This is a genomic window from Chitinophaga dinghuensis, assembly GCF_003259435.1.
Lineage (GTDB): Bacteria > Bacteroidota > Bacteroidia > Chitinophagales > Chitinophagaceae > Chitinophaga > Chitinophaga dinghuensis.
The window spans coordinates 129,928-142,322 of record NZ_QLMA01000008.1 but is presented as its reverse complement, the minus strand read 5'-3'; the positions used below and the strand labels follow the sequence as shown (position 1 = coordinate 142,322).

At 45.1% G+C, this 12,395-nt stretch carries 9 protein-coding genes; 3 read left to right on the top strand and 6 right to left on the bottom strand.

Annotated elements, in window-relative coordinates; all coding sequences use genetic code 11:
• Positions 1–15: 15 nt before the first annotated feature.
• The 3 genes from CLV59_RS22420 to CLV59_RS22410 all read left to right on the top strand — a co-directional run bounded on the left by CLV59_RS22420 (position 16) and on the right by CLV59_RS22410 (position 3,649).
• Positions 16–567, top strand: a complete 552-nt coding sequence (locus CLV59_RS22420; protein WP_111594322.1) for a hypothetical protein — start codon at positions 16–18, stop codon at positions 565–567.
• A 124-nt stretch (positions 568–691) separates the two neighbouring features.
• Positions 692–2,569 carry a glycoside hydrolase family 97 protein gene (locus CLV59_RS22415; RefSeq protein ID WP_111594321.1) on the top strand — a complete coding sequence of 626 codons (1,878 nt, stop codon included), beginning with the start codon at positions 692–694 and terminating at the stop codon, positions 2,567–2,569.
• A 69-nt stretch (positions 2,570–2,638) separates the two neighbouring features.
• A complete protein-coding gene (locus CLV59_RS22410; protein WP_111594320.1) occupies positions 2,639–3,649 on the top strand; it encodes an alpha/beta hydrolase family protein in 1,011 nt (336 codons plus the stop codon).
• An 8-nt stretch (positions 3,650–3,657) separates the two neighbouring features.
• Here CLV59_RS22410 and CLV59_RS22405 read toward each other — a convergent pair whose 3' ends face one another.
• The 6 genes from CLV59_RS22405 to katG all read right to left on the bottom strand — a co-directional run bounded on the left by CLV59_RS22405 (position 3,658) and on the right by katG (position 12,370).
• Positions 3,658–4,986 (bottom strand): S41 family peptidase, encoded by a 1,329-nt coding sequence (locus tag CLV59_RS22405; RefSeq protein WP_170137876.1) that lies wholly within the window; start codon positions 4,984–4,986, stop codon positions 3,658–3,660.
• A 203-nt stretch (positions 4,987–5,189) separates the two neighbouring features.
• Positions 5,190–5,723 (bottom strand): carboxymuconolactone decarboxylase family protein, encoded by a 534-nt coding sequence (locus CLV59_RS22400; RefSeq protein WP_111594318.1) that lies wholly within the window; start codon positions 5,721–5,723, stop codon positions 5,190–5,192.
• Positions 5,724–5,786: 63 nt separating this feature from the next.
• Positions 5,787–6,350 (bottom strand): Crp/Fnr family transcriptional regulator, encoded by a 564-nt coding sequence (locus CLV59_RS22395; protein ID WP_111594317.1) that lies wholly within the window; start codon positions 6,348–6,350, stop codon positions 5,787–5,789.
• A 75-nt stretch (positions 6,351–6,425) separates the two neighbouring features.
• Complete coding sequence (locus CLV59_RS22390) at positions 6,426–7,910, bottom strand: FAD-dependent oxidoreductase (protein WP_111594316.1); 1,485 nt, start codon at positions 7,908–7,910, stop codon at positions 6,426–6,428.
• A 124-nt stretch (positions 7,911–8,034) separates the two neighbouring features.
• Positions 8,035–9,363 (bottom strand): hypothetical protein, encoded by a 1,329-nt coding sequence (locus CLV59_RS22385; RefSeq protein ID WP_111594315.1) that lies wholly within the window; start codon positions 9,361–9,363, stop codon positions 8,035–8,037.
• A gap of 727 nt (positions 9,364–10,090) precedes the next feature.
• Positions 10,091–12,370, bottom strand: a complete 2,280-nt coding sequence (gene katG, locus CLV59_RS22375; protein WP_111594313.1) for a catalase/peroxidase HPI — start codon at positions 12,368–12,370, stop codon at positions 10,091–10,093.
• Positions 12,371–12,395 lie beyond the last annotated feature (25 nt).

Here is a 12,395-nt window from a genome sequence, read left to right as displayed (position 1 = left end):
AAATTTCGACCTTGTATGGAAACATTAGCGCAACTCACCTCTGCCTATCTGCAAAACTTCGATGAGCCGCAAAAAGCGATGGCTTCCAGTCCAATTTCCCTGGAGTATTGCGTAGGATTGCTGGAGAAATTCAGACCCACTACCGTATTGGATGCTGGCAGCGGCCTTAGTTCCCTGGTATTTCACGCCACCCATGAAAATGTAACTACGGTAGATGATAACAAGCACTGGTCCGAAAAAACCGAAGGAATCATACAGTCTCAACTGAATAAAACAATCGCGATCACTCCCCTCAATGATGATATCTTTACCCAAAGATTCGATTTTACCTTCTATGATTACGGTGATATTGAAACCCGCATTTATTGCTTTAAAACGATCCTGGTATTAACGAACGATCTAATTTACCTGGATGATTTTCACATTGGATTTTACAGAGACTACATTTATTCCAGAGCGAAAAAGTTCACCATCATTGATCTGGAGCAGGAAACAAAAGATGAATTTGGACGTTTCGGCGCCTTACTGATCAAAAACCCGAACCTGAAGCCTGCATTCGGCTTGTAAACACTCCTGATGTCAAAATAACGGTGATAATTGTCAACCTGCTGGAAGTATATACTGTCATTTACCAATACCTTTATCGCTGGATCAATCACCCTTTACGATTTAGCGTTAATACAAGGATAAAATGTACAGACTGTTTCTTTTGCTGGCGTCATTATTTACCTCTATCGAAACCATCGGACAAAGCGCCGCCTCCTTATCATCCCCAGATGGTAAAGTGATTTTTCGTTTGGCCGTTACAGATAGTGTCATTCATTACGATGTGGCATATCAGCAACAACCAACTATCACAACATCTGTTCTCGGCGTGGAAGGCTGGCAGCGTGGCCTGAAACTCCAATCTGTGAGAAAAGTCGCCAAGGATGAATGGTGGAAGCCCGTCTACGGAGAACGAAACCGTATACGCGACCACTACCAGGCATTGATCTTCACTTTCATCAAAGGCGGCGCTCCCCATGCCACCATGCAAATAGAAGCACGAGCCTATAATGAAGGCATCGCAATCCGTTATACATTTCCAACATCTTCCTCGAACAAAACGATGGCTGTTAGCCAGGACCTCACGGAGTTCTCCCTCCCGGCAGGTACAAAAGCCTGGTTTACCGGTAGAGCCCAAGGTGCTTACCAACTCCTGCCGATGGACAAATGGCCCGGAGAAGCAGAGCGTCCCCTCACGCTGCAATTGCCTAATGGTATCTACGCTGCACTGGCTGAAGCTGCGGTAGTGGATTACTGTAGAACAAAATTTATTTTACATCCCACCAAGCCCAATACGATTGCCTGTTCCATGTATGATAAAGTGCAGCTGCCGGTACCCTTCGCCACGCCATGGAGAGTAATCATGCTGGCTGCTAAAGCAACGGATCTGTTACAAAATGATGACCTGTTGCTGAATTTGAATGCACCCTGCGCTATCCCACAAACCGCATGGATTAAGCCCGGGAAGGTAATGAGGGAAATGTCGCTGTCTACAGCCGGAGCAAAGCAGCTGGTCGACTTCGCGGTGAAACGCCATCTACAATACATACATTTTGATGCCGGCTGGTACGGCCCGGAAGAAGATACCGCCTCCGATGCCACCCACGTAAATGTGGACCCCGCACGTAATCCTGTAAATGACCTGAACATGCAGGAAGTAGTGCAGTATGCTAAACAAAAACGTATAGGCGTTTGGGTATACGTGAATAAAAAGGCATTGGGAAAACAACTGGACAGCATCCTGCCTCTATATGAAAAATGGGGCATCGCCGGTGTCAAATTTGGCTTTGTAAACGTAGGCTCCTTCGAATGGACCAAATGGCTCCACGATGCCGTGAAAAAATGCGCAAAGTACCATCTGATGGTGGATATCCACGATGAATACAGGCCCACCGGTTTCAGCAGAACATATCCCAACCTGCTCACCCAGGAAGGAATCAGGGGAAATGAAGAAATGCCGGACGCTACACACAATACCGTACTGCCTTTCACCCGCTTTTTATGCGGAGCGGCAGACTATACCATCTGTTATTATCACCGCCCGGAACTGAAAAAACGCCTGGCAGCAACTCAGAATAAAAATATCCTGAAAACCACTTCCGTACACCAAATGGCCTTATCTGTGGTATACTATAGCCCATTACAATTTATGTACTGGTACGACAAGCCGGAAGATTCCCAGGATGAACCAGAACTGGATTTCTTTGACCGCGTACCCACTGTCTGGGAGGATACGAAGGTTTTAGCGGGAGAAATCGGACAATATGTGACCATTGCCCGCAGAAATAATAACAACTGGTTTGTAGGAAGCATTACCAATAATGATGGGAGAGACACGCATATTCCCTGTTCATTCCTTACTCCGGGCAAAAAGTATCGAGCCACCATCTACTACGATGACCCATCTTCCCCGGTACGTACAAAAGTATCAGTAAGACAAGTCACCGTAGATGCCAACTCCGTGCTGGATGCCCACTTACTCCCATCCGGAGGGCAGGCTGTCTTCCTCACACCCATAAATTAAGCAGTATACTACCGAAAGGGGATATCAAGTACCGGTAAAAAGACCTAATTTTTGGCAAATTATCTAGCATTGAAAAAATTCGTCAAATTACTCCTGGCCTTATTCTTACTGATAGCATTGGTATCTCTGTACGCCAACATGCTGCATCCACGGCTCTTCTTCGGGAAGAAAGCGCTGTCTTCTCCCGATACTACCGCCATGAATAAAGGAAGAGATATTACCTTCAATAGCGGTGGCGCAGCATTAAAAGGTAAAATCTTTACCACTGCTCCCAGTGAGCGGAAAGTACCGCTGATCGTTTTCTGCGTGGGCTCCGGAGATGGGTCTACCATGCGGAATTACGCCAAGATGATAGATACGCTACTCTTGCAAAATCTGCCAATGGACAGCATCGCTGTGCTATGCTTCGAAAAGCGCGGCCTCGGCGCCTCAGAAGGAGACTGGTATTCGGCTGATTTTGAACAAAGAGCCGCTGATGCCAAAGCGGCGGCAGACTATGCCGCAACCTTACCCTACATTGATGGGCATCGCATGGCCATCGCCGGACATAGCCAGGGTGGCTGGATTACACAAGTAGGACTGGCGCAATACCCCGAAACATTTGTTGCGGGCATCTCCATGGCGGGCCCCGCATTCCCTGTACGCGAACAGCTGGTCAACGATTATGTGAATCAATATCGCTGCGCAGGAGCCAACGAAGCAGATGCTATGAAAAAGGCAGAGAGACAGGTAAGCATGGATCTGTTCGTAACCCGCTTCTTCCCCTTTCAGCCAAACTGGGCACAATTACAAGTCATAAAAGACTTCGATCCTGGTATATACCTCAAAAAGATAAATGCGCCCATTCTGTTCCTATGGGGTTCCCACGATGCATTGGTAAGCCCTGAATGGTGCAAGGCATCCCTGAAGAAATATTTTCCCGGTAATATCCCGGCCAACTTCGATACCCTCACTATTACAGGCGCTACACATAGCTTTAAACTGGCAGATATATGCTACCATGGCCCTTCTTCTCAAGTGCCCTATGCACCTGAATGCAAAGAAGCGTTATTGAGCTGGGTACGTAAGAAATTGCTGTAGGCCCGACTTTAGAATTGGCATTTTTCTAATGCCAATTCTAAAGCCATATCTCTATGACTAATCAATTGCCCTATGGTGGGTGTTACCTCGTAATCCGGTATGATGCCTCTTTTCATTTTTCCATTATCTTGTACAGCCATAGTATACCGCACTGTTGGGAAAGCTACACTGATATGAGAATAGGGGAGCAGCACCTCCTTGAAACTGCCGGAGGTATTGCCACAATAACCACCCCCGGTTTCTGTTCCTATAAACAATGCACGCCGATGACTACGTACAACGGCACAAAACTCACTTGTCACAGAGAAGCTCAGACCATCTGTCAGTAAGAATACCTTCCCTTTAAAATTCGCTGCCTGTGGCTGTTGCATGGCCAGATTAGGATGATCTGCTGCCGTTAATAGCCTACTGGTGGTGGATAATTGCGCGTAATACCGAAAAGGCCGATCTGTCAGGTAAGCATATAGCAACGCGCCATATACATCCCGGCCGCCACCATTTCCTCTTACATCTATTATCAACGCCTTGATATCCTGCTGTTGCAGCTGATGAAATGCACTATCCAGGAAATGCGCAAAATCCAGTCCGGCAGCCTCCAGATCATCCTGCGCAAAAGTCCGGATAGTCAGCAATGCAGTATGTGGCTGCGGGTAACTAAATACCAAAAGAGGTGTATCTGCTGGCTGTAAATGATTGGTGCAGGATAGATGACTACGTGTCTCCCCGTAAATATCCACCATAGCCACCGCTCCACGTATATCCCTGTACGTTATATGGTACCCTGCATGAGGACCGTAAACAAGCTGATAATAAAAGGAGAAGTTCCGATCCAGAATACGATACTTCTTACTATTGATCTCCCCGTCTGAAACAATATATTGAAACAGCTTTTCCACAATTCCAGCAACCGGCTTCTCATTAATCGAAAGTATTTCAGTTCCCACCGGCAACTTCCCCGATGGATCACAGTCTACATAAGCCTTCCCTGCCAGGAATACCATGGCCACTGGAAAGATTTTTTCTTCTTCATCAAATAGCTTTTTTAATGTATCGGGTGGCGTACAGCCTAAATGCCCATCCTGTAAACTGCTGAGAAAATACTTGGTGAGTTTATAACAGTCACGCCTACTCGTGGTAGCATTTATTTGTTGCGCATATGTATGGTACATGCGCTTTATCTCCGCAGGGGTATGAAACCGGTATAAAGATGGGTAATTATCTTGTAATGCATGTAACAGCGTATCCAGGTCCTGTTTGTATGGCAAGCCCTGTCCTACAGCATGTATACTGCAACACAATAAAGTCCCGATGGTGAAAAGGATCACTTTCCTGTACATAAGTAGAAATGTATATGCCATTAAACGATTAATATAATAAATAATTGGGGGAGACAAACAGCATATCCTGCTTCCGATATCTCACTTATAATTGTGTATATGACAAATAATAATGCCGACAATTTTCAATTAAAACGGCAAAACCTGCGTTTAACGCAGGTTTTGCACTGAATATAGCAATTGTCAGACTGCATTTTATTATATTAAACATACGCCTTTAGCTCATCGGAGGGAATCCCCAAAGGTTTTGCCTGCATATTGAAGTAATTTTCCACGGCACAAAGCCAGGTGATTTCTACTATTTCCCGCTCGTTAAAATATAATTTCAATCGCTGGAAACAGTCGTCAGAAGCATTTTTGGTATAGGTAACAGATTCCAGGTATTCCATCAATGCCTTCTCTTTTAAGGAGAAAGTGGCACTGTCGCTGTAGTTCAGCAAATCCTGCATTTTCTGTCTGTCGAACTGACTTTTGCTGGCCATATAGGCACTGGTATTGGAACAGAAAGGACAATCATTCAGATGCGATACAAAGTTGTGAATGAGTATTTTGGTATTTTCATCCAGACTAAGTCGTTTTTCTGTTTTCAGTATCCTCAACATTACACGGAAAATAGGCGTATGGCGGGCATAGATGATCTGTAACGCGCCCAATACCTTACCGAAGGTTCTTTTAGACGCAAAATAGGCGGCTTTCAATAGCCAGGAATGTGGAGTAGTAATAGGAGCCAGTCGCATAAAATTTATCTTTTACGCAAAGTTCAGGCAACGCTCCTGGATGTCCTTTGACATTTATCAAAATCAGCCTGGCCGCCTCATTCTGCTCAAGGTTTCCTGTGTAATTCCCAGATAAGAGGCAATCATACCTAATGGCACCCGATTCAGCAAACCAGGATAGGTGTCCAGCAATTGCTGGTATCTTTCGCGGGCAGTAACAAAGTGAAGCTCATCAAATCGCTGCTGCATGAGAATTAAGCCATTACTAACGAGGAGCCGGCCCAACCGCTCGATCTCATGAAACTGGCGATACAATCTTTCCAGGTCTTCATAATACAGACTGCATACCACAGAATGCTCCAACAGCTCTATAGACCTGATATCCGGCCGCTGCGTCAGAAAGCTGACGAGAGAACAGGAAATACTGTTTTCCGGACTAATCCAATCTGTAATATCCTTCCCATCCTTCAGATAGAAAGTACGTGCCAATCCCTGTTCAATAAACCAGATATACCTGCAGGTAGTTCCCGCTGTAGTGAGCTGGTGTCCTTTAGGGTACTCTTGCCGATGGATAATACCAGATAGTGCCGCTTCCGCAGCAGGTGTGAGTGGAATATACTGATGAACAAAAGATAAAAATGAATGCATAGGTCTGGCCAATTATTTACGGGAGATGAATACTGCACTGCCCGAACAGCTCCACTGCAACTTACTCCGGATTTTCTAATCTCCCGCCTCTATGGACATAGCATGATGAAAAAAATTCAGTGGATCATATGCCTTTTTCACTTTTTGCAGTCGCGGATAATGCTCCTTATAGTACAGCAGCGGCCATGCTATGCCGGATTGATTCCACTTCGCCTGTGTCATATCGGTATCCGGATGATTGATCATACAACCATCTGTTTGTTCATTCGGAACAGGTACGCCACCACTCTCCGGAAAAAGGTCCCTGTAAAAATTACGTATCCATTCCAGGCTGGCAGCCTCGCGGGAAGGATCTATCCAGCCGGTGTTACAAGCCACATCCATGATACTATCCCGCTGTGCGGTAGCAGTGGCTTCTGCGGGAACGGCATTTACTTTTCCGCCATAAGTGGCCATACCCAGCAGACCGCCAATAGGCAGGTTGGCCGTGAGATATTGGTATGCGGTATGGATCTGATCCGCAGTCAATGGCTTTCGGAAGTAAGCATCTTTTATCTTCGCCTGTACCTGATCGAAGCCGGGTTGAAATAACTCCGGAAAAGGATTCAGCGCAAATTGTAACCACGACGATTCTTCCGTTTGTACGATGCCTGCTGTAGACAGCCCTTCCTGGATGGCAGCCAGATGGTCTGCTATCAGTTGCGCTGCATGGTTGCCTGTACATACTCCCTTGATTTCCACTTTGCCCATATTCCGGTGATTCATGAAAAGTATACTGAAGAGGGGAGTATAGTCAGTATCAGGCGCGCTATGTTGCGCACACCAGTTCCCAAAATTTTGTATCAACCTGGAAAAGGTAGTTTGATCTATATCTTTCCAATCCCAGCCTACCCGAAACGTAGTAATATAAACTGGCGCCTGGGGCAATGCCAGATGTGGATCTTTACCACTCGCTCCCGGAGAGCGCAGCCAGTAACGGGTAACAATCCCGAAGTTACCACCGCCAGCTCCTGTATGGGCCCACCATAACTCCCGGTTGGGGTCAGTCTCTTCCCGCGTTGCGATCACACTAACGGCTGTTCCGCCAGCATCTACTGTCACCACTTCTACTGCGTAAAGGTAATCCGCTGCCAGCCCATATTCCCGGCAAATGAAACCAAAAGCGCCCCCCAATATATGCCCACCCACACCAATGCCCGGATGCTCGCCCGCGGGCAATACCAATCCCCATTCCAGGAATAACCTGCGATACATTTCCCCCACAGTCACACCCGCTTCTACCACAATGGCAAATCGCTCCTGATCGAAATATACATTCGTCATCAACGACATATCCACCAGCACCTGCACCGCGGGATCAGCTACAAACCCCTCCAGGCAATGCCCTCCACTACGTACCACCAGCCGTTTTTTGTTGAATACAGCTTCCTGTACCGCCGCGAGGACTTCATCAACAGACCTCGGCAAACAAATATATTCCGGCTGCCCCATGTAACGCTTGTTAAAGCGTTTGGCAGCCAGATCTGCATATCGTATATCCTTTGGCGTGACCTTATTCATGTAATAAATTTAAAAATTTTTCCAGAATAATGATAAGGATAATTAGTAAGGATGGCTGATCTGATTAATATGAATGTTTGAATTTGTGCTGTGGCGATATTCGTAGGATGGCTTGGTATAAGTATTAGAGTAATTTTTGAATCAATGATTCTCTGGTTTCATTGTTTAGTTTTTTATCAAAGGCTTCTTCAAGGGCCGAAATAAAGTGAGCAGCTTTTTGTTTGCGCATACTGTGTGTTGCCTTTATTTCAGCTTCTAATTTTTGAGCTTGTTGAATATCCATTTCATTTGGACTAACAGATGTTGGCCCCCCGCTTCCTAACCCCATCCAATAAACGGTTGTAGATACACCTACACTGTCGGCTTCCGATGATGAGGAGAAAGAAAAGACATCTCCATTTCGCACAGGGATCGTCATAGAGTTATATGTTTGTCCTAAACTGTCTGACCTTCCCGAGATAACGAAAGTGCTTCCCCCCACTGCTAATCCTGCTATTGTTATCATGTCATAAAGTTGTTTGTCGGATTCATATATTGGATAAATACGTACAATAACAAACCCATCTGAATTCGCTTTGTAGTACTGCGTCTGAAGCATTTGACTTTGTGCCAGTACATACATGCGATTTAAAATGGTCGTATGTCCATTTGATAGACCTGTAGAGTTAGTAGCAACTAAATTGGTAAAAGTTTCATCTGGAGAATTTATAGTTGCAACATACTCCAGATATAGGTATTCAGTGCCCTTTTGAGCTTCAATGATATAAGTCTTGTCGGAAGTCAAACCGCTGGTTTCCTCATAAAAAGTTTGGGTACCCAGGTCTTTGTATTGCGTACCACCTACGCCAGGATATATTTTGAAATCTTCACCATTACTTTGCCATTGTAACTGAAAACCTCTGTTTCTGTCTAATAATGGAACCGGCACACCTGGAGTATCAAGGTAGGTGATAACTGCCGCATTCAGATAAAAAGCTTCTTCTCCCATTTTTGTAATGTTTTGTGTCATTGATCTTGTTGCATAAGTACCATCATCAACACTGGTGGAACGTTCACTGATGGTGATCGGAACTGTGCCACTCTGTTTGTTAACGGTACCTGAAGTTGTAAAAGTCACTGCATTATCTACAGTTACATCACCTATATTCTTAAAAAGAAAGTTCTTGGTATTTTCTCCATCGTCATTAGACATACCAGGAACATTATCTGTACTAATTACCCAGTCACTATTATCAGAAGAAGCTGTAGGGACTGGACTGGCAGCATACAGGTCTGTAGGATCATCCCCCATTGGTATCCCCACTAATATATATTTACACATGACATCTGAATTCGCAGCTACCTGTATTTTGATATCAGCAGTGACAGATCCGTTGTCACTGCTGATATTTACAGGGCTTGGATCTGTAACTACTGTGTACTTCAGTAACATGTCTGATTGATCTCGTTTCATGGCTATTTATTTTTAGTAAGTATTTCAGCAGGTTGGGAATTCTTGTTAGATCCTATTCTGCTCAATAATGCTCCAACAGTGAAAGTCACCTCCATAAAGGACGGCGCAGTATCTACAAATTGGGTAGGTAATGTTATTTCTATTACTGGTAGTATACCGATAAATGCGTGTATACTTGCACGTGGATATAGCATCAATGAAAGCCTGAAAGGCATCTCCTGTTTTAGAGGTAATAGCTGTAATGAAATCACCTAAATGGAGAAGATCCAGTAAAAAGAAAAGTGCTTGCAGTACGTTTTACTAGGAAATGGTTTTTGTGGTTTAGGAGATTGTTAATGCATATATTGATAGTTATGTATGCATATACTGTATGAAAAAATATCAAGTTCGTAAGAGAACAATGTTTTTTTGAAATGGTTCAGTTGGGGTTTAAAAGAAACGATATTTTTTTAGACTGGAATGATATGGATGGAGTCTTATAATATAAGACTGTATTTTAATTGGGGGTTGTTATTAAGGTATGCGGAAGTGTAGGAGAGGAATAATTCGCATTTATTTTGATAAATAAAATTGCGATTAGATATATAAAGAAAGAGACTGCATCAAAAGTAATATTTATCCGATTATTTTGGGATTCCTGATGGTGAGAATTTTCGTCTACGAAATTCTCAGTGCCTTCAGATTACTTTTGATGCAGCCTCTTATATTATTGGAAATTTGATATCAATCAGGCCAGCTCAAATCTGTCCAGGTTCATCACTTTTGTCCAGACGGTTATGAAGTCCTGTATGAATTTACTGTTTGCATCTGTACTGCCATATACTTCTGCTACTGCTCTTAATTCTGCATGAGAGCCGAATACAAGATCAGCGCGGGTAGCAGTCCACTTAGCTTTGCCGGTTCCACGATCTGAACCAACATACAGCTCTTTGTCTTCCGACATCGCCTTCCAGGCGGTATTCATATCCAGCAGATTCACAAAGAAATCGTTGGTCAGCTGACCAGGGCGATTCGTAAATACGCCATGTGTGGAACCATCATAGTTGGTATTCAGCACACGCAGGCCGCCGATTAATACCGTCAACTCAGGAGCGGTGAGCGTCAGCAAATTAGCTTTGTCTATCAGCAGCGCTTCTGTGGAGGCAGGGAAATTCGCTCTGCGATAGTTACGGAAACCATCTCCCAGCGGTTCCAGGAAGCCCACAGATTCAACATCAGTGCTCTCCTGAGAGGCATCCATTCTACCAGCAGTAAACGGAACGCTGATCGTATGACCTGCGTCTTTGGCGGCTTTCTCCACACCGGCCACACCCGCTAATACAATCAGATCGGCAAGAGAAATCTGCTTACCATCGGTAGCGCTGTCGTTGAATTCTTTTTGGATACCTTCCAGTTTGTCCAGCACTTTATGTAATTGTACCGGATTATTTACCTGCCAGTCTTTCTGCGGTGCGAGGCGGATACGTGCGCCATTAGCGCCTCCCCGCTTGTCGGTACCACGGAAAGTAGAAGCGGAAGCCCAGGCAGTGGTTACCAGTTCTGAAATACTCAGCCCTGATTTCAAGATCTTAGCTTTCAACGCTTCGATATCGCTATCACCTACCAGTTTATGATTCACAGCAGGAATAGGATCTTGCCAGATCAACTCTTCTTTAGGAACATCTGTGCCCAGATAACGGGAGCGAGGACCCATATCACGATGGGTTAATTTAAACCACGCTCTTGCAAATGCATCTGCAAATTCTTCCGGATGCTCCAGGAATCTTCTGGAGATTTTCTCATATGCCGGGTCCATTCTTAACGACAGATCCGTTGTCAGCATAGAAGGTAAATGTTTTTTATTACCATCATATGCATCCGGAATAATAGCGTCTGTTGTCTTAGCTACCCATTGATGAGCGCCAGCAGGACTCTTAGTCAGTTCCCATTCATATTTGAAGAGATTCTCGAAGAAGTTATTACTCCATTGCGTAGGCGTTTTAGTCCAGATCACTTCCAGTCCGCTGGTAATAGTATCAGCGCCTTTACCGGAACCATAGCTATTCTTCCATCCCAGTCCCTGCAGTTCAAGATCTGCGGCTTCCGGCTCTTTACCAACGTGCGAAGCAGGAGCTGCTCCATGCGTTTTACCAAAGCTGTGTCCACCTGCAATCAGTGCCACCGTTTCCTCATCATTCATCGCCATACGTCCAAAGGTATCACGGATATCTTTGGCGGCAGCTATCGGATCAGGATTGCCATCCGGACCTTCCGGATTCACATAGATCAATCCCATCTGTACCGCTGCGAGCGGGTTCTCCAGGTTGCGGGAATGTATCGGTATATTATTTTTTTCATCTGCTATTACCACGCCATGTTTTTGATCCGTTACTCCGGGATCTCCATGCGCATAACGGATGTCGCCACCCAGCCAGGTTGTTTCAGAACCCCAGTATACGGATTCATCTGCTTCCCAAGCATCTTCGCGTCCACCGGCAAATCCGAAGGTCTTAAAGCCCATGGATTCCAATGCTATGTTACCTGTCAGAATCAACAGATCCGCCCAGGAAATTTTACGACCATATTTCTGTTTGATAGGCCAGAGTAGTCTGCGTGCTTTATCCAGACTCACATTATCCGGCCAGCTGTTCAGCGGCGCAAAACGTTGCTGTCCCTGACCTGCGCCACCACGGCCGTCTCCCACGCGATATGTACCTGCGCTATGCCAGGCCATACGAATAAACAAAGGACCATAATGACCAAAATCTGCCGGCCACCATTCCTGAGAATCCGTCATCAATGCATGCAGATCTTTTTTCACCGCTTCCAGGTCTAGGCTTTTAAACGCTTCGGCATAATTAAAATCTTCACCCATAGGGTTGGATAAAGGCGAATGCTGACGAAGGATACTAACTTTTAACTGGTTAGGCCACCAGTCACGATTCCTGGTGCCACCACCGCCAACGTTTTGCTTCATACTGCCATTATGAAAAGGGCATTTACTGATGTCTTTCAATTCATTTTCCATTAGTTATCAATTTTGGGTATGGAAG